Genomic DNA, 17,169 nt, shown 5'->3' on the forward strand with positions numbered 1-17,169 from the left:
CGACACACTGTTGAGTTCTCAAAGAACACGCACACACCACCACCACCCACACGAAGCAGGAGGATCCGGGGCAACCGTTCCAGCCTAACCACACCGCAACACCCGAGTCAAACACCAGGCACCACGTGGATCAGGAAGTTGGACTGTACGCTCAGCCTACACGAAGTGCAGACGAACCTTTTCTGTCCGATCGGCCATGCGACTCCGTCCCACCTCGTTCGCCCAGCCCCGTAAGGCCTTCGGTCGGTGTCCGTGTCGCTCTGACTCGAAGAAAGTTACGTGAGTGATTCGCGAGATGCAAATCGCCTGGTAACGGCGTGTCGAACAGTGCGAAAGGCCGGCACATCGATCTCATGCACGGCCACGAATACCTCCAGAGTGCGCCCGAGCCGGCCCGATGGTCGTGTCGGCAGGCGTACCGGAACGGAGTAGCTCGTGCCCATCGCAGCAGTCGACTACAACCACGTACGCCTGACGGTCAGTGACATCGCGGTATCGAAGAAGTTCTATGACGACGTCTTCGGCTTCGAGGTGGCGTTCGAGCTGCCACCGAACCCGGACGCGGAGACGAAGGAAGCCCTCGGCTTCCTCTTCGGCGGTGTCATCTACAAGTTCGCCGGCGGTCTACTCGGACTTCGTCCCACCGCGCCGAGCGACGACACGTTCGGCGAGGATCGCGCCGGGCTCGATCATCTGAGCTTCAGCGTCGCCTCCATGCAGGATCTACACGACGCCGCTGCGCTCCTGGACCAGCTCGGCATAGCCCACGAGCCGGTCAAGGATCTCGGTGACGCCGGCATGGCGATCCTCGAGTTCCGGGATCCCGACAACATCGCGCTCGAGATCGCCGGCCCCAACAGCTAGTCAGTCCGAGGCGCGCTTTCGCTCGTCTCTCGCTGCCATCCGGGCCTCGAGGTCGACGGCATCCAACTTGTCGGCTTCCTCGAGGGTCGGGGCCGTCCCCCCGAGACGGGCCGGTACCCAGTACTCGCCGGCGGGGTGGTGATAGTTCTTCTGCACGTCGGCGAGCATGGTCTGCATCGTCGATCGCAGGTGGGCGGTGAGGTCACCGGCCGACATGGTCGGCGCGATCGGCTCTCCCACCGCGATGGAGATCGGAGTCTTCGTGCGTCCGAGCTTTTTCGGGAACCCCTTGGTCCACACACGCTGCGCGCCCCAGATGACCACCGGAATCACGGGGACCCCGGCCTCGATCGCCATCCGGGCTGCGCCCGACTTGAACTCCTTGATCTCGAAGCTGCGACTGATCGTTGCTTCGGGATAGACCCCCACCAGTTCGCCTCGCGACAACGCGTCGACCGCAGCCCGGTAGGACTCCGCGCCGGCGGCGCGGTCGACCGCGATGTGCTTGAGAGAGCGCATTATCGGCCCCGACTTGGGGTTGTCGAACACTTCCTTCTTCGCCATGAACCGGATGTACCGCTTGTGCTTCCGCGCAGGCAGGCCGGCGTAGGTGAAGTCCAGGTAGCCCGTGTGGTTGATGGCGATCACGGCGCCACCCCGAGCGGGGATGTTCTCCGCGCCCTCGACGTCGAACTTCAGCCCCTGCGCCGCGAAGACGGTGCGAGCGATTCCGATGACAGTGCGATAGACGGGGTCCACAAGGTGCAGCGTAGCGGCTCGTCGCCGCCCCCGAGAGGGGCTCGTCCGGTAGGGCACTCCGTCAGCAGGAGTTGCCCACCGCCACGACCATCTTCCCGGTGTTCTCCCCGCGCAGCATCCCCAGGAACGCCTCCACCGTGTTCTCGATGCCGTGCACGACCGTCTCGTCGAAGGTCACGCGACCCTCGGAGAGCCACGTCCCCATGTCCTCCGCGAACTGGGGGAACCGGTGCAGGTAGTTGCCGACCGTGAATCCCTGCAGGGTGAGACCGCGGGTCACGATGTTCGACATGTTGTCCGGCCCCGGCGTCGTTCCCACAGTGTTGTAGGCGGATATCGCTCCGCACAGTGCGGTCCTGCCACCGTCGTTGAACGCGTCGAGCGCCGCTTCGAGGTGGTCGCCGCCGACGTTGTCGAAGTACACGTCGATGCCGTCCGGGGCTGCCTCACGCAGTTGGTCGCGCACAGGAGCCTGCTTGTAGTCGAAGGCCGCGTCGAACCCGTACTTGCTGGTGAGCAAGTCCACCTTCTCCGGTGATCCCGCAGAACCGACGACGCGTCCCGCGCCGAGGATCCGTGCGATCTGCCCGACCGCGCTGCCGACGGCGCCCGCTGCACCGGACACGAACACCGTGTCGCCCTCCTGCAGGCGCGCCACGTCATGCAGTCCGACGTAGGCGGTGAGTGCGGTCATGCCGAGGATGCCGAGGTAGGCCGAGGTGGGGACACCGTCGATCTCGCGCACCACGCGGAACTGCGACGCTTCGGCCTGCGCGACGTCGCGCCACCCGAGCTGGTGCACCACGACGCTGCCCACGGGATGCTCGTCCGAACGGCTCTCGACGACCCGGCCCACGGCGCCACCCGTCATGGTCTCGTTCAGTGCGAAGGGCGGCACGTAGGACCGCACGTCGTTCATGCGCCCTCGCATGTACGGGTCGACGGACAGGAAGTCGTTGGCGACGCGCACCTGGCCGTCGCCGAGTTCGGGCAACTCCGTCTCCACGGTGCGGAAGTTCTCCTCGGTGGGCCATCCGGTGGGACGGGAGACCAACTGGATCTGGGTGCTCTTCACGAAATACTCCTTTTGTGGATCGTTCGGTACAGTAAATACCGTACGCCTCACCGACGAAAGGTGACAGATGGGTAGGAGAGCGACGTTCGATGCGGCGCAGGTCGTCACTGATGCGCGGGATGTGTTCTGGCACAGAGGCTTCGATGGCGCATCTCTGCCCGAACTCGAGGCGGCGACCGGGCTGTCCCGGTCCAGCATCTATCACGCGTTCACCAGCAAGCGCGGCCTGTTCGACGCAGCGGTGCAGGACTATCTCGACACGGTGGTGGCACCGCGGCTCGCCCTGTTGCGTACCGACGACGGTCTGGACGCGTACTTCGCGTCGATGGACGTCGAACTCGAGAACCTCGATGCCGAAGCACCACGTCGCGGCTGTCTTCTGGTCAACACTGCTGCGGGATCCGCCGCGCACGACGACACCCTCGCCGCCGTCGTCGACGCCTACCGTCGGCGACTCACCGATGCGGTCACCGACGCCCTGGTGAACCGGGGTGACGACGATCCCGAGAATCGGGCTCGCATTCTGGTGACGATGAGCTCGGGCGCACTTCTGCAGGCACGCGTCGACCGGGACGAGGCACGCGCAATCATCGCCTCGGCACGGAAGTTGGCGCGGTCCTGGGAATCATGAGCCGACGCGGACATCGGTACCGTCGAGGAAGTGGATATCGACCGGTGGCGTAGCCGACTCCCCGTGACCAGAGCATCGGACGGTGAGCTCGTGGGGTGGACCGTCTCCGACATGGCTCGCGACGACGGCGAACTCGTGGACGCCGTCAACCCTGTCGGCCACGTGATCGCCGAAGACGTGCAGCTCGAGGCGGCAATCGACGTTCTCGAAGCGCGCGGGCTGAGCTCGCTGTCCGTGCCCTACTGGGCGCGTGCGCCGTTACCGCTGGTCAGCGAGCTGGATCTCCGGCGTGCGACACCGGAATGGCAGTGGCGTCGGATGGTCATGACGCAGTTGGACGACACCAAGGTCTGGATCCGCCCCGCCTACCCGTCGTATCCGGAGCGGATGGTGGAACTCGCCGTCCCGCTGCCGGCGGACGACGTCCTGGTCCCCGAACCGCCGACACGGGACGAGTAGTTCCGCGGCACCCTGGCGCGGATCACTCCAGCAACGCCACCTGATCGCTACCGACGTACAGAAGTCCGGCGGAACTGTCGACGACGGAACCGTGTCCGTCCGCATCGGCATCTTCGGTCGGGCCGAGGAGATCTCTCCCGGTCATCGCTCCCGTGCGGACGTCGAGCAACTGCACGGACAACGAGCCGTCGGGTCCAGCCACCACGCTGGCGGCGCGGCCACCGACCTCCGCTGTCACCGGATCGAAGTCGTCCGCTGCCTGCTGCCACAGGCGCGTCCCGGTCCGCAGATCGAAGGCGGAAACCTCGGCGGTTCCGGGCGCTCGGACCAACACCACGTCTCCCACGACTGCTGTCCCGTTGGTCGCGGTAAGCGCATCGTTCGACCACAACACTTGCCCGGTGACTCTGTCGATGGCCGATGAGCCCACCAGAAGCGGCAGGTCGGCGGTCGAAGAATCCCATTCGTCGTAGGAATAGCTCGGCCCGGGAACCACCGCCAGGACACGGCCGTCCACTGCAATCGCCTCGTAGCCGGTGACGGGATCCGACGACTGGTCGCACGTCATCCTGCGTACCGTCGTCACTCCACCCGCCGACACGGTCGCGCCCGACACACAGGAGTCGGGGCGTCCACGAGACCACCTGGTGGCGCCTGTCACGGGGTCGAAACCCAGTGCCTCACTGCCGAATCGAACGATACCGACGTCTTTGCCCACCGTGACGACCTCGCCCGGATAGCCGGGATAGCCACCCGTGATCGGCGTCGACACGGCCCAGTCGGCTGCAGGGTCGTCGAGCGTTCCCTTACGTAGAACGGTGGGGCCGGATTCGCCCGCCGGCGTCACTGTCTGGACCACCGAGTACAGCGCATCCCCGTCGGTTCCTATCCCCACCAGCGGGTCCCCGCCGGGCATGTTCTGCAGATCCCCGGTGCTCGTATCGACGGCGACCAAGGATGTCTCAGACGCACGGTCGGGATCGGCTCGCAGACACACCACTGTCGTGCCGAGAAGCGTGTCGAGGCACGACACGAGATCCTCCACGGGTGCTCTCCACCGCACGACCCCCGTCACCGTGTCGATACCGAGCAAGGTCGAGTCGTCGTATGCGCCGGTGGTTCGGTCGAGTCGGCCCACCGACACGACTGTGACTCCGCCCGCGTCGATGACCCCGGACGCCAGCGGGGGCACCGTGCCGCTACCTGGATCACTGAAAGTGGAGAAGCGTCCTCCCGCATCTGCTGTGAGCGTCCACGCGCTGTCGACGACGTCGCGGACGACGGGCAGAGCTTCGCCAGGGGTGCCATCCGGATCGACATCGAGGCCTGGCGCCGTTGCCAAGTGCTCGAGGTCCGCCGGCGAGAGATACGGCACGTCGGCGGGTTTGTCCTCGCGCGCCGTCACGGTGATCACCGTTCCGGACGGGCGAGTGACGACGACACTGGGGACGCCGGTGCGGGATCGGGCGGACACGGCCCCTCCGGCGAGCTGCACGTGGTCGCTGCTCAGGTCCTGGTCCGGGTCGTGAACGTCCGGGTTCCGCGGGGCCTCGGTGCCGCCGGCGATACCGAGCGTCAACGACCCCGAACGACCGCTTGCACTTGTGCGGACCTCGATACACGCACCCGACTTCGAGCCGTCCGACAGCGTCAGCTCGCTCAGCGAGCGATCAAGCTCGACTCTGCGGCCCGGTCCGTCGTCCCAGGCATTCGACAACGCTCTGCTCACTGCGCCGAGCCGCGCCCTGTCGAAAGTCGGTGCGCCCTCGACGGTGCTTGTTCGACATACCGGAGGTAGGGGCGACGTTTCACCCGGAATCCGCGCCGAGACACGCAGGCCGGGAGAGGCGACGATGTCGAGCAGTTCGTCCTGTGTCACCAGGTCGTCGCTTCCCAGCTGGAGCACGGTGCCGTCCGGCGCGTACGCCAGAGCGGACCCCGGCGACAGATCGACCACGGTTCCGTCGGCCAGTCGCACTCGCCGCGTCACCGTCGGCCCGCAGGGCGGGACACCCCGATCCGTCACACTCACCGTCGCGGTCAGCGAACCGGACTTCCCTGCACGTGTGATGGTTCCCGATGCGGTGGTCGAGGCGATCTGCTCAGGTGCCACGTCGGACGGCCTACTCATGATGTCGTCGGGAACGCCACCGAACTGCAAGGACCCGGACGGCGACGCGAATGCCACCGTCGTTCCCCGTGGGAGGGCGCGGTGCAAGGCGTCCGTCATCGCCGCCGCCTTGCGAGCGGAGAACCACGGTGCGGCAGGACTGTCGTATGTCTCGGCGCCGAACGCCACGTAATAGCCGCTCGTCTCGCCGGCCGACGTGCACTGCAGCGGAAGGTCGACGGGATCGGGCGGGCGCAGAATCGCCGCGATGAGTGTTCCGGCCGCCACGATGCCCACGACGACGAGCGCATCGACGCCGCGAGCTCGCATCGACTACGAGGTCGGCGGACGCAGGACGTCGGTGCCGACGAACGGGACGAGCGCAGCCGGGATCTTGACGCTGCCGTCGGGCTGCTGGTGGTTCTCGAGGATCGCGGAGATCCACCGAGTCGTCGCCAAGGTGCCGTTGAGCGTCGCGGCCGTCTGCGGCTTGCCGTTCTCGTCCCGGTACCGGACACCGAGTCGACGCGCCTGGAACGTGGTGCAGTTCGAGGTGGACGTGAGTTCACGGTAGGTGTTCTGCGTGGGAAGCCATGCCTCGCAGTCGAACTTGCGCGCAGCCGACGATCCCAGGTCGCCGCCGGCGGTGTCGATGACGCGGTACGGCAACTCGACCGCGGCGAGCATCTCCTTCTCCCAGCCGAGGAGCCGCTGGTGTTCCGCGTCCGCGTCCTCGGGACGGGTGTAGACGAACATCTCCACCTTGTCGAACTGGTGGACACGGATGATGCCGCGGGTGTCCTTGCCGTAGCTGCCGGCCTCGCGGCGGAAGCACGACGACCATCCCGCATAGCGCTTCGGGCCGCCGTTCAGATCGAGGATCTCGCCCGAGTGGTAGCCGGCGAGGGGCACCTCCGACGTGCCGACGAGGTAGAGGTCGTCGTCGCCCAAATGGTAGATCTCCGACGAGTGCGCGCCCAGGAAGCCGGTCCCGGCCATGATCTCCGGCCGCACGAGCACCGGTGGGATGACCATCGTGAACCCGTTCGACACTGCCTTCTGGGCGGCGAGCTGCAGCAGACCGAGCTGCAGCAGTGCGCCGTAGCCGGTCAGAAAGTAGAACCGAGCGCCCGACACCTTGGCGCCGCGCTCCATGTCGATGATCCCGAGAGCCTCGCCGAGCTCGAGGTGGTCCTTCGGATTCTCGATGGTCGGGATCTCACCGATCGTCTCGAGGGTGACGAAGTCGTCCTCGCCGCCGGCCGGCGCGCCCTCCTGCACGATGTTGGAGATCGCACGGTGTGCGGTGTCGAGAGCCGCGTCGGCGGCATTCTGCTCGGCCTCCGCCTCCTTCACCCGCGCGGCGAGCGCGGACGCCGTCGCGAGAAGCTCCGGGCGCTCGTCGGGAGTGGCCTTACCGATCTTCTTACCGAACGCCTTGTGCTCGGCGCGCAGATTGTCGGCAGCCGACACGGCGGCCCGGCGCGCGGTGTCCGCCTCGAGCAACGCGTCCACCAGGGACGGATCCTCGCCACGGGTGCGCTGCGACTGACGGACGGCGTCGGGGTCCTCGCGGACAACTCTGAGGTCGATCACGGGACGTCAGCCTACTGGGGCGATGTGGTCACCCTCGTCCGAGGACGTCCAGGTAGTCCTCTCGGCCGAACATGCGCGCGGCGTCGACCGCGGTCGGATGCCCCGCATCGGCGTCGGCTCCGGCGTCGACCAGTGCCCGGACGACCTCGTCCTCCCCCTTGAACACGGCACCGGCGAGCGGGGTCTGCCCCTTGTCGTTCGCGCGGTTCACGTCGGCTCCGCGGTGCGCGAGGGCCACGACGCTCTCGGCGTGACCGTGATAGGCCGCCAGCATCACCAGGGTGTCCCCGGATCCGTTCGTCAGATCCACGGGCACGCCCGCGTCGACGTACGCGGTGAGTGCGGCGGTGTCGCCGCTGCGTGCCATGTCGAACACGCGCGTCGCGAGGTCCTCGATCCCGGCCTCGAGCCCGGTGTCCTCGGTATCAGCACCACTCATACCGTCCGAACCTACCGGCAGGCATGATGGAGCCGATGTCTCCGAAGCCCGAAGATCCCACCCCGAGCCCGTCCGGCGAGGACGGCCCGGTGGTCGACGACGCCCCGACGTCCGAGATCGCGACACCCGACGCGTCCACATCCGACACGTCCGCGCCCGACGCGGTGGTACCCGAGGCATCGACGGCCGACGAGACCGACACCGCGACGGACGAGAAGAGTGGTCCCCGCACCGTCCAGGCCTCGAACGCCCGTCGGCTGCTCGCCCTGGTCGCGATCGGCGCCATCGGAGCCGCCGCCGTCACCATCGGTGTGTCCGGTGGGTTCGACCGGAGCGAGAAGCTCGCCACACCGTCCACGGCAGGAACCGTCGGAACCGCGTCGACGACGTCCTTCGGCTCGTCCGACGCGGGCGACTGCCTGCAGTGGACCCCCACCGACGACCCCGACACCGACCGCCAGGACCTCGCCGAGGTGAGTTGCGCCGAGCCGCACCGCTTCGAGGTCGCCGAGACGGTGGACCTCGGGGTGTACCCGGTCGCCGAGTTCGCGACGGGATCTCCGTATCCCGACGCGGCCCGCTTCGCCTCCCTGCGCGACGAACACTGTGAGACCGCGGTGCAGGACTACACCGGGGGCCGCTTCGACCCCACGGGCAAGTACTCGGTCGGCCTCATGTTCCCCAGCCAGGCCGGGTGGGCCGCGGGCGAGCGCGCGATCCGGTGCGGCATCCAACAGACCGGCGCGACCAGCGCGCTGCAGGTGATGACCGGCAGCGTCGCCGACCAGGACCAGTCGATGGTCTGGGAGACCGGTAGTTGCGTCGGCGTCGAGTCGGGCGTGCCGACAGACCCGATCGACTGCACCGCTCCGCATGCCTTCGAGGTGGTGTCGGTGGTGGATCTCGCCGCGCAGTTCCCCGGCGGACTGCCGTCCGTCGAGGACCAGGACCGCTATCTCGAACCCACGTGCACCCAGGCGTCGGACGCCTACCTGGGCGGTCCGGACGTTCTCCGGGAGAAGACACTGACGCTGTTCTGGGACAACGTCGACGCCTCGAGCTGGTTGGCGGGCAGCAAGAAGGTGAGCTGCTCCATCGGCAAGGAGGTCGAGTCGGGCGGGTTCGCGTCCATCGTCGGCTCGGCGAAAGGCGACATCACCATCGACGGCGCCGCGCCGGTTCCGCCGCCTCCCGTTCCGGACGGCCGCAGCCTGCCGATCCCGCTCCCCGGAGCGTCTCCCCTGCCCGGTGCGTGACGTGTCGGTCAGCATGTCCGAAGCGGAGTTCGAGAACGCGGTCGGCGATGCGCTGGACACTCTCCCGGACGAGCTGGCCGCATACATGAACAACGTCGTCGTGCTGGTCGAGGACGAGCACCCGACGGAGGATCTCCTGGGTCTGTACGAGGGCGTCGCTCTGACCGAACGGTTCGAGTACAGCGGGCACCTGCCGGACGTCATCACGATCTACCGACTGCCGATCCTCGACATCGCCCGTGACGAGGACGACGCGCGCCGCGAGATCGCGGTGACCGTCGCCCACGAGATCGGGCACCACTTCGGCATCGACGACGATCGCCTGCACGAACTCGGCTTCGGCTGAACTCCGTTCTCCACCCGCGGAACCGATTCCCGCCGTCGCGCGTCCAAGTCTCCAGATCCGACCGGACGCTCGAACGGAGACTCCCATGCCCGGCCACGTACTCGTCGATCCCGAGGCGCTCCTCGCGGCCGCGGCAGAGCTCGATGTCGCGGCGATGCGCCTGGCGTCGTCTCTCGCCTCCGCGTCCGTCGCGCTCCGTCCTCCCCCCGCGGGCAGCGACGAGGTGTCCGCGCTGGCGGCACGCTACTTCTGGTCCACCGCGCAGTCTCTCGACACCTCGACGTCCGCGGCGGTGACCGAGCTCCACGAGACGGCGGCTGCCCTGCGAGTCCAGGCGGCGGCGTACCGCGAGGTCGACGCGTCGTTCTCCACGGCCCTGACCGCGGGCACCGCGTGACGGCCGGGCCCACCGGGGTGTTCTGGCTCCCGCGTACCGCGGCGGTGAACTCGGCCGCACTGCTCGCGGGTGCCGGCCCCGCTCCGCTGGCCGCCGCCGGCACGGCGTGGGCCGCGGTGGCCGCGGCACTCGCCGCGGCCACCGCGACGGTCAGCGGTGTCGCGTCCGCACTGGCTGCCACGTGGGACGGGGATGCCGCCGACGCCGCCGGAGCGGGGATGACGGCGTTCGCGACGTGGGGCACGGGAGCGGCGCAGCACGCCTCGGCCGTGTCCGCTCGGGCCGCCGCCCAGTCCGCGACGGTGGTGACCGCGCTCGCCGTCATGCCGACACTGCCGGAGATCGCCGCGGTGAAGGTCGGACGCACCACCGCGTACGCCACCGGCGGCGCCCTCACCGGCGCGGCGCAGGCTGCCGATGCCGCCGACGCCGCGCTCGATCTCCGCGCCGCCCTGGTCATGGAGGCGTACGAAGCGGCGACGGCGCCGCTCGCGCTCGTCGACGGTCTGCAGATGCCCCCGCAGATCACCACGGCGGTCACCGCGTCCACCTCCACGGTCATCTCTGCTGTCCCCGGTCACGGGCCGGTGCCGGGCGAGGCCGGGACACCGCCGTCGGACGACAGCGGATCCGACCGGCAGGAGCACGGATTCTCGGACGATCCGGCGCACCAGAGTCACCGGTCGCCCCTCACCACGGACAGCATCGGACACGATCCCGCCGTCACGAGGGCGGCGTCGCTGATCCAGCAGATGCCGGCGCAGGCCGGGTCGACGCTGTCCTCCGTTCTGTCGTCGGCACCGCAGCCCGGTGCGGCACCGACGATCACCCACGCTGTGCCGCAGCAGGTTCCGATGGTCGCCACCGGGTGGGGTGGCGGCGGCGGGCGAGGTGGCAGCGGACAGGGTGGCTCCGTGCACGCCGCCGGTGGCTCGTTCGCACGGACGCCGTCACCGTTCCTCGGTGCGGGCGTCGGATCGGACACGGCGGTGTCAGCGGGACAGGACGCGTCCGTGTCCGGCGCCGCGCACGCCCGGTCGCCGTTCGGCGCGGGACTTCCCATGGGTCACAGCAGGCTCGGCTCCGACGATGTCGTGCACGCCCGCAGGACACCTGCCGTCGTCGAGGAGGAGGCGGGAGTTCCGGTCGTGCCCGCCGTCATCGGGGCGCGGCGATGAGCGCGGCGCCGGTGCTGGGCGGGGACGTCCCGCTCGAGGGTTCGCTCACGCTCGACACGAACGAACTGACGTATCTCGTGGGGGCGATCGGAGGACGTTCTCTCCCTGCCGTTCTCGGATGGCACCCGGCCGGCGCGACCGTCGCCGATCGCGCGACCGTGCTCGCGAGTGCCGCCCGACGCCTCGCCGATCGTCTCCTGGTGTCAGCCGACGGCGGCCTGCACCGTGATCTGGCCGCGATGCTCCGTGCGGCGGCGGCGCCTCGCTGGAGTGTCGACGTCCGCATCGTCGGCCACTCCACCGGCATCGAGAACCGGCGAGGATGTCTGTGCGGCAACGACATCGACGATCCGGTGTGGATGACCGCGAGCGAGGGATCGGTGACGATCACGCGGGTCGACACCGACATGGCCGCCCTGATCGCGGCCTGGCTCGGCGACGCCGCAGGAGCGCCGATCGATCCGCTGACCGAGTACACCGACGTCCTCACGGCCGGTATCGAGGACGTCGTCCCGCACTGCACCCGCCACACCGAGATCGTCGGACTCCGACACGATCACGGTGTCACCACCACGGTCGACCCGTCGATCGCGGTGTACGACAGCGACTCCGGCCGTGTCGTCGCGACCACGGTCCAGGATCCGACCGGACGATCGAGCACGTCCGTGCGATCCGCGACACCGGTACGCACCGTCGGAGCACTCCGCTCGCTGATCACCTCGCTGGAACGGCGCTCGATACTCGACGACCACCTGGTCCGTGTGTCCGCTCAGCCCATCGGATCGTCGGGAGTGCGGCTGCCCTTCGTCTCGAACGGGGGCGTGTAGTCGCCCCAGCGCACGCAGTCCCAGGCCGAGACACCCTCGGCGGGCACCAGTTCGACGGTCCCCGTGTTGTCGAGATGGTTGTCGGCGGCGAAGTCGCGATCGATCCCGGACAGCACCGCGGCGACGAGCCGAATCGCAGCACCGTGACTCACCACGTGGACGGTGGCGGAATCGTCGCCGAGGTGGGTGGCGCGGAGCTCGTCCAGTACCGGCACGTAGCGGGCGAGCACCTCGGCGCCGGACTCGCCCCCGGGCAGGCGGGCATCGAGGTCACCGTCCAGCCAGGCGCGATACACCGCGGTGAAGCGGGCGTGGTCCTCCTCGGCGCTGCGGTCCTCGAGGTCGCCGACGAACGTCTCCTGCAGACCGTCGCGCACCGTCAGCGGCGTACCGGTCGCGTCGGCCAGGTACTGCGCGGTCTGACGTGCGCGGACGGCGATGGACGACACCACGGCGGCCGGGGTCCGCGTCACCGTCCGGGCGTACTCCCGCGCCTGTCGGTGTCCGAGCTCGGTCAGCTCCGCGCCGGGCGGCAGAGTGTCGAGACGACGAGCGACGTTCGAGTGGGTCTGACCGTGCCGCACCAGGACGAGTCGGCCGCTCACCGATCTCCCCGTCGCAACGCGTCCAACCAGTCCCGGCCGCGGTCGTCGGTGGGGCGAGGACCGCCGGCGGCGACGTGCGCGCTGGGCCAGGAGCCGAGGAACCGCACGTCGGTGCGCGAGTGCAGGACCCGCAGGGCGTCCGCCACCGCGACGTCGTCGATGTGGCCGACGCAGTCGATGTAGAAGCGGTAGGTGCCCAGATGGGTACGGAGAGGGCGAGACTCGATGAACGTCAGATCGATGTCGCGCGTGCTGAACTCGGCCAGCGCGGACACCAACGTGCCGGGCCTGTTGGCGGGAGTGAGCACCACGGCAGTGCGATCCGCCCCCGTGGGCGCAGGCGGCGGGCACGGGCGCGTGACGTACACGAAGCGGGTCCGTGCGTTCTCCACGTCGGCCACGCCGTCGGCCAGCACGTCGAGTCCGTGCCGTCGGCCCGCCAGACCGGTGGACACCGCGGCGTCGGCGAGTCCGGCCGCGACGTCCTCGGCCGCACCGGCATTGGACGACGCGAACTCCACCTGAGCATCGGGCATGGTGGCGGCGATCCACTGCTGGACCTGGGCGGCGGCGTGGGGGTAGGCCCGGATCGTGCGGACGTCCGCCATGGCGGTGCCCGGACGGGCGACGATGGTGAAGGCCACGTCGAGTTCGGTCTCCGCGAGGATCTGCAGCCGGTCCCCGATCGCGAGCGCGTCGAGAGTGGGCGGGACCGAGCCCTGCACCGAATTCTCGATGGGCACCACGGCGCCGTCGGCCGCACCGGAGCGCACCAGTTCGAGGGTGGCGGGCGGGCTCGACGCACTGACGCGCTCGACGGGAGCGCCGAACGCCCCGTCCGCCTCGAGCTTCCCCAGGGCCATCTCGGTGAACGTTCCCGAGGGTCCGAAGTAGGCGATGCGCACCCCGGTCACGCTACGCGTCCCCCGCCGCGTCGCCGGTGATCTCGTCGATACGACGGCGAAGTTCGTGTGCGATGTTCCCGGCGTTCGGCACCAGGACACCGAGAAGGACCTCTCGGGTCGCGGCCGCGGCGTCGGGATGAAGGGCCACCAGCGCGGCCAGATCCGGGGAGCGGAGCGCGCTGCGGACGTCGTCGCCGCGCAGTGCGGCCACCGTTCCGGCGAGCACGGCGAGCACCGAGGACGTGTCGGTCGCGACGGCGAAGAACCCGTGTTCCGCGTGCGCGACGACCGCGAGGAAGTCGGCGACCCGATCCTCGGACCACCCCGCGTCCAGGCCGGGATGCCGACCGGCCCGATCGACGAGCGCCGTCGTCTCCACGACGTCGCCGTCCGGACAGAGCACGACGACGGACGAGCCCGGCGCGATCGCCACCGCGTCGCCCAACTGCTCGGCGGTCGCCTCGGCCACGTAGGCGCGCACCGAGGGCGGCTCGTCGGGCGGAGCCACGTCCAGTCGTACGAGGAACCGTTCGAGGGCGGCCGAGTCGTCCACCGCACTCAGCGGGACACAGGCCGTTCCGACGAGTGAGTGCGGTTCGAGAACCTCCGCCGTCGCCACGTCGTCGACAGTCGCGACGAGCAGGTCGGCGAACAGGGCCTCGGGATCTCGCCGGGGGCGCACGCCCAGGGTCAGCATCGTGGGCACGCTCCGAGTCTAGTTCGACGTCTTGCGCACCGGCGCGAGGGCTGGTTAGCTAACCCTTACCTAATTACTTCCACCCGAGGGGGCCGTCATGAACGGTGTCGTCACCACCACCGCGCCGTCCACCGCCGAGCGGGTGCGCAGCGTGTGTCTGCGTGCCGAGCACACCGTCCTGGCGGTGGAGGGCAGCGCACCCGTCGCCACGACCATGCACTTCCTGCGCTCGCCAGGCGAGATCGTCATGGTGGTGCCCGCGGACAGCACCGTGGGGGCCGTGTCCTTCCAGGCCGGCTCCGCGGGAATCCCCGCCGTGCTCGAACTGACCGACCACACTCCCCTGGACCTGCGCGAACCCGTGCGCTCGCTGGTCTGGCTCAGCGGTGAGCTGCGCCGCGTCCCGGACACCGCCGAGCGCGCGGTCGCCGCGGCGGTCGCCTCCCAGTACCCGCACGCCGGACTGCTCGACATCGGACACAGCGGCATCCTGCTGCGTCTGCTGCTCGAGTCCGTCGTCGTGGCCGATGCAACGGGGGCGGAGCCGGTGCCGGTGCGCGACCTCTTGAACGCCGATCCCGATCCGTTCTGGGAGGTCGAGGGAGGCTGGCTGCAGCACCTCGACAGCGACCACTCGGACATGGTCGAGCAGATCGCGCGGCGACTCCCACCGTCGTTGCGCATCGGTCGCGCCCGGCCGCTGAGCATCGACCGCTACGGCGTCGGGATCCGGGTGGAGGGGCAGGGCCAGGACCACGATGTGCGGGTGCCGTTCGCGAACCCCGTGTCAGACGTGACCGAGCTCGGTCGCGCGCTGCGCGTGCTCGCCGGATGCCCGTTCATGAACGGCCTGCGGGCGCGCGACCACCACTGACCACGACCCTCGAGACGGGTCACGGGCACAATCGACCGGGTGCATCCGGAGAAGACACCCACCACCGAGTCGCCACGGTCGATCCGGATCGAGATCGTCGTCGTCCTGCTGTTCACGTTCGGGCTCAGCGGACTGTCGAGCATTCTCTCTCTCGTCGAGAGCGCGCTCGAGCAGGGCGCCCTGTCGGACCAGACCGTGGCGATCAACGTGCCGCAGTCGACTCTCGGACCGATCGACTTCCTCCGTCAACTGATCGGCGTCGTCCGGCTCTGCGCATGGGGGGCACTCGGTCTGTACCTGTTGTGGCGCAGCGGAATCGGGCCACGCGCCATCGGCTTCGCACGTCCCCGCCTGCGCCCGCACGTGCTGCACGGCGTGGGGCTCGCCGCGATCATCGGCATCCCGGGCCTGCTGTTCTACCTCGTCGCCGTCGCACTGGATCTCAACGTCACGGTGCTGCCGAGCACCTTGAACGACGTGTGGTGGCGCCCGATCACGCTGACGCTCTCCGCGGTGGCCAACTCGGTCGCCGAGGAGGTCCTGGTGGTGGCGTGGCTGATCTCGCGGCTGCGCGCCCTCGGGTGGACCGACAACCGATCGCTGCTCGCGTCGGCCGTGTTGCGCGGGAGCTACCACCTCTACCAGGGCTTCGGGGCCGGCGTCGGCAACCTCGTCATGGGTCTGATCTTCGGCCGGTACTTCCAGCGCACCGGTCGACTGTGGCCCCTCGTGATCGCCCACGCCCTCATCGACATCGTGGCGTTCGTGGGGTTCGCCGCCCTGCGGGATCACGTTTCGTGGCTGCCGGGCTGACAGGTCGGCCGGTTAGAGTCGCCGGATGAGCCAGCAACCTCCGTACGACCCGCGGCGGCGACCGCCACCCCCTCGCCGTCCGGGTCCGGAGGAACCGCCGGTGGTGCGGCGACGGGCGGGCAGCCCTCCGGGGTGGGCCGACCAGACCCGTGTGCAGCGGGGTCCTCAGCAGCCACCACCCCGGCAGGATCCGCGGGCGTGGTCGGCGGTTCCCCCGGCGCGGGACGCGCCACGGCGTGACGATCGGTACCGGGACGACCGGCGACCGTACGACGACGGGCGTGGGCCGGCCGATCGAGGCCGCGCCCCTGCTCCCGCCCCGGTTCCGCCGCGCCAGGTGCCGCCCGAGCCGACGCGTCGACGCCGGCGGCCACGGTGGGGTCGCCGCATAGGTATCGCCCTGGTGGTGTTGCTCCTGCTCGTCGTCGGGGGCGCCGTCTGGGCGGACACGTCGCTGTCCCGAGTCGACGCGCTCGGGAACTATGAGGGTCGCCCGGGGGACACCCCGGGGACCAACTGGCTGCTCGTCGGATCGGACAGTCGTACCGGACTCACTCCCGAGCAGGAGGCCGAACTCGCGACCGGTGGGGACATCGGTGCGGGCCGGACCGACACGATCCTGCTGATTCACGTGCCGGCGAGCGGCCCGACCACGATGGTCAGCCTCCCGCGCGACTGGTACGTGCCGATTCCCGGCAACGGCACCGACAAGCTCAACGCCTCGTTCTCCATCGGCGGCGCGCCGCTGCTGGTGCAGACCGTGGAGGGTGTGACGGGCCTGCGCATCGACCACTACGCCGAGGTGGGCTTCGGCGGGTTCGCCGACATGGTCGACGCGATCGGCGGGGTGGACATCTGCGTGCCCTACGACATCGTCGACCCCCTGGCAGGAATCGACCTGCGTGCGGGCTGCCAGGAGCTCTCGGGTCCGCAGGCGCTCGGCTTCGTCCGCAGCCGCGCGACGGCGCTCGCCGACATCGATCGGATGAACAACCAACGACTCTTCCTGTCGTCGTTGCTCTCGAAGGCGACCAGCCCGACCACCTTCCTGAACCCGTTCCGGGCGGTGCCGCTGGTACGGGGGGTCGTCAAGTCGCTGCAGGTCGACGACGGCGACCACATCTGGAATCTGGCCTCCCTCGGCTGGGCGCTGCGCGGGGAGATGGTCACCACCACCATTCCCGTCTCCGGGTTCGAGGACGTCGACGGCTCGGGCAACGTCCTGCTGTCCGACCGCGAGCGGGCGTCCCGGTTCTTCGAGCTCCTGGCCACCGATCAGCAGCTGCCCCCCGACCTCGTCGGCGGCGGATGACGCGTCCCGACGGACACGCTCGACCC

At 69.4% G+C, this 17,169-nt stretch carries 19 protein-coding genes; 11 read left to right on the forward strand and 8 right to left on the reverse strand.

From position 1 onward, the window contains the following. The first annotated feature begins 435 nt into the window (after positions 1–435). Positions 436–864, forward strand: a complete 429-nt coding sequence (locus HQ312_RS20865) for a VOC family protein (RefSeq protein WP_042573586.1) — start codon at positions 436–438, stop codon at positions 862–864. On the opposite strand, the gene HQ312_RS20870 is transcribed toward HQ312_RS20865, so the two are convergent. Together HQ312_RS20870 and HQ312_RS20875 are read right to left on the reverse strand one after the other, a co-directional pair. Continuing rightward, positions 865–1,623 (reverse strand): 1-acyl-sn-glycerol-3-phosphate acyltransferase, encoded by a 759-nt coding sequence (locus tag HQ312_RS20870; protein WP_027507308.1) that lies wholly within the window; start codon positions 1,621–1,623, stop codon positions 865–867. Between the two features lie 61 nt (positions 1,624–1,684). Continuing rightward, positions 1,685–2,698 carry an NADP-dependent oxidoreductase gene (locus tag HQ312_RS20875; RefSeq protein WP_222641294.1) on the reverse strand — a complete coding sequence of 338 codons (1,014 nt, stop codon included), beginning with the start codon at positions 2,696–2,698 and terminating at the stop codon, positions 1,685–1,687. Positions 2,699–2,765: 67 nt separating this feature from the next. On the opposite strand from HQ312_RS20875, the gene HQ312_RS20880 reads away from it, so the two are divergent. Together HQ312_RS20880 and HQ312_RS20885 are read left to right on the forward strand one after the other, a co-directional pair. Then, on the forward strand, positions 2,766–3,329 hold the full coding sequence (locus tag HQ312_RS20880; RefSeq protein ID WP_056440719.1) for a TetR/AcrR family transcriptional regulator: 564 nt from the start codon (positions 2,766–2,768) through the stop codon (positions 3,327–3,329). A gap of 63 nt (positions 3,330–3,392) precedes the next feature. Beyond that, positions 3,393–3,788, forward strand: a complete 396-nt coding sequence (locus tag HQ312_RS20885; protein ID WP_308123952.1) for a hypothetical protein — start codon at positions 3,393–3,395, stop codon at positions 3,786–3,788. Between the two features lie 22 nt (positions 3,789–3,810). On the opposite strand, the gene HQ312_RS20890 is transcribed toward HQ312_RS20885, so the two are convergent. Genes HQ312_RS20890 through HQ312_RS20900 form a run of 3 tightly spaced genes read right to left on the reverse strand, consistent with a single transcriptional unit; the run spans position 3,811 to position 7,933 of the window. After that, on the reverse strand, positions 3,811–6,228 hold the full coding sequence (locus HQ312_RS20890) for a PQQ-binding-like beta-propeller repeat protein (protein ID WP_222641296.1): 2,418 nt from the start codon (positions 6,226–6,228) through the stop codon (positions 3,811–3,813). A gap of 3 nt (positions 6,229–6,231) precedes the next feature. Further along, positions 6,232–7,494 carry a serine--tRNA ligase gene (gene serS, locus HQ312_RS20895; RefSeq protein ID WP_222632571.1) on the reverse strand — a complete coding sequence of 421 codons (1,263 nt, stop codon included), beginning with the start codon at positions 7,492–7,494 and terminating at the stop codon, positions 6,232–6,234. Between the two features lie 28 nt (positions 7,495–7,522). Further along, positions 7,523–7,933 (reverse strand): ankyrin repeat domain-containing protein, encoded by a 411-nt coding sequence (locus HQ312_RS20900; RefSeq protein WP_027507313.1) that lies wholly within the window; start codon positions 7,931–7,933, stop codon positions 7,523–7,525. Between the two features lie 35 nt (positions 7,934–7,968). Between HQ312_RS20900 and HQ312_RS20905 the strand changes: the two genes are divergently transcribed. From HQ312_RS20905 to HQ312_RS20925, 5 genes are all read left to right on the forward strand, one after another. Further along, on the forward strand, positions 7,969–9,189 hold the full coding sequence (locus tag HQ312_RS20905) for a septum formation family protein (RefSeq protein ID WP_081821501.1): 1,221 nt from the start codon (positions 7,969–7,971) through the stop codon (positions 9,187–9,189). Positions 9,190–9,202: 13 nt separating this feature from the next. Further along, positions 9,203–9,535, forward strand: a complete 333-nt coding sequence (locus tag HQ312_RS20910; RefSeq protein WP_081821502.1) for a metallopeptidase family protein — start codon at positions 9,203–9,205, stop codon at positions 9,533–9,535. Positions 9,536–9,620: 85 nt separating this feature from the next. Then, positions 9,621–9,932: a PE domain-containing protein gene (locus HQ312_RS20915; RefSeq protein WP_222641304.1), complete on the forward strand. Its 312-nt coding sequence runs from the start codon at positions 9,621–9,623 to the stop codon at positions 9,930–9,932. Further along, entirely contained in the window at positions 9,929–11,110 is a 1,182-nt protein-coding gene (locus HQ312_RS20920; RefSeq protein WP_222641311.1) for a PPE domain-containing protein, read from the forward strand. The genes HQ312_RS20915 and HQ312_RS20920 overlap by 4 nt, the downstream gene beginning before the upstream one ends. Beyond that, complete coding sequence (locus HQ312_RS20925; protein ID WP_222641314.1) at positions 11,107–11,937, forward strand: ESX secretion-associated protein EspG; 831 nt, start codon at positions 11,107–11,109, stop codon at positions 11,935–11,937. The genes HQ312_RS20920 and HQ312_RS20925 overlap by 4 nt, the downstream gene beginning before the upstream one ends. On the opposite strand, the gene HQ312_RS20930 is transcribed toward HQ312_RS20925, so the two are convergent. Genes HQ312_RS20930 through HQ312_RS20940 form a run of 3 tightly spaced genes read right to left on the reverse strand, consistent with a single transcriptional unit; the run spans position 11,880 to position 14,153 of the window. Continuing rightward, positions 11,880–12,542, reverse strand: coding sequence for a histidine phosphatase family protein (locus HQ312_RS20930; RefSeq protein ID WP_222641316.1), 663 nt, complete (start codon positions 12,540–12,542; stop codon positions 11,880–11,882). The two genes, HQ312_RS20925 and HQ312_RS20930, sit on opposite strands and share 58 nt — an antisense overlap. Continuing rightward, positions 12,539–13,456 (reverse strand): prephenate dehydratase, encoded by a 918-nt coding sequence (gene pheA / locus HQ312_RS20935; protein ID WP_268788538.1) that lies wholly within the window; start codon positions 13,454–13,456, stop codon positions 12,539–12,541. The genes HQ312_RS20930 and pheA overlap by 4 nt, the downstream gene beginning before the upstream one ends. 1 nt (position 13,457) lies before the next feature. Beyond that, on the reverse strand, positions 13,458–14,153 hold the full coding sequence (locus HQ312_RS20940; RefSeq protein ID WP_222641319.1) for a hypothetical protein: 696 nt from the start codon (positions 14,151–14,153) through the stop codon (positions 13,458–13,460). A gap of 88 nt (positions 14,154–14,241) precedes the next feature. Here HQ312_RS20940 and HQ312_RS20945 point away from each other — a divergent pair, with 88 nt between their 5' ends. The 3 genes from HQ312_RS20945 to HQ312_RS20955 are packed head-to-tail and all read left to right on the forward strand — an operon-like array spanning position 14,242 to position 17,143. Then, positions 14,242–15,018 carry a DUF2470 domain-containing protein gene (locus HQ312_RS20945; RefSeq protein WP_222641321.1) on the forward strand — a complete coding sequence of 259 codons (777 nt, stop codon included), beginning with the start codon at positions 14,242–14,244 and terminating at the stop codon, positions 15,016–15,018. A gap of 30 nt (positions 15,019–15,048) precedes the next feature. Then, on the forward strand, positions 15,049–15,831 hold the full coding sequence (locus tag HQ312_RS20950) for a CPBP family intramembrane glutamic endopeptidase (RefSeq protein ID WP_051613717.1): 783 nt from the start codon (positions 15,049–15,051) through the stop codon (positions 15,829–15,831). Positions 15,832–15,856: 25 nt separating this feature from the next. After that, positions 15,857–17,143 (forward strand): LCP family protein, encoded by a 1,287-nt coding sequence (locus HQ312_RS20955; RefSeq protein WP_222641324.1) that lies wholly within the window; start codon positions 15,857–15,859, stop codon positions 17,141–17,143. Positions 17,144–17,169: the final 26 nt, after the last annotated feature.

Source organism: Rhodococcus sp. BP-316 (assembly GCF_019836105.1).
Taxonomy (GTDB): Bacteria; Actinomycetota; Actinomycetes; order Mycobacteriales; family Mycobacteriaceae; genus Rhodococcoides.

What these genes read in the sequence shown, in the direction of transcription:
- HQ312_RS20880 (WP_056440719.1), top strand. Translation starts at nt 2,766, where the DNA reads ATGGGTAGGAGAGCGACGTTCGATGCGGCGCAGGTCGTCACTGATGCG.
- HQ312_RS20890 (WP_222641296.1), bottom strand. Translation starts at nt 6,228, where the DNA reads ATGCGAGCTCGCGGCGTCGATGCGCTCGTCGTCGTGGGCATCGTGGCG.
- HQ312_RS20900 (WP_027507313.1), bottom strand. Translation starts at nt 7,933, where the DNA reads ATGAGTGGTGCTGATACCGAGGACACCGGGCTCGAGGCCGGGATCGAG.
- HQ312_RS20905 (WP_081821501.1), top strand. Translation starts at nt 7,969, where the DNA reads ATGTCTCCGAAGCCCGAAGATCCCACCCCGAGCCCGTCCGGCGAGGAC.
- HQ312_RS20910 (WP_081821502.1), top strand. Translation starts at nt 9,203, where the DNA reads ATGTCCGAAGCGGAGTTCGAGAACGCGGTCGGCGATGCGCTGGACACT.
- HQ312_RS20915 (WP_222641304.1), top strand. Translation starts at nt 9,621, where the DNA reads ATGCCCGGCCACGTACTCGTCGATCCCGAGGCGCTCCTCGCGGCCGCG.
- HQ312_RS20925 (WP_222641314.1), top strand. Translation starts at nt 11,107, where the DNA reads ATGAGCGCGGCGCCGGTGCTGGGCGGGGACGTCCCGCTCGAGGGTTCG.
- HQ312_RS20945 (WP_222641321.1), top strand. Translation starts at nt 14,242, where the DNA reads ATGAACGGTGTCGTCACCACCACCGCGCCGTCCACCGCCGAGCGGGTG.
- HQ312_RS20955 (WP_222641324.1), top strand. Translation starts at nt 15,857, where the DNA reads ATGAGCCAGCAACCTCCGTACGACCCGCGGCGGCGACCGCCACCCCCT.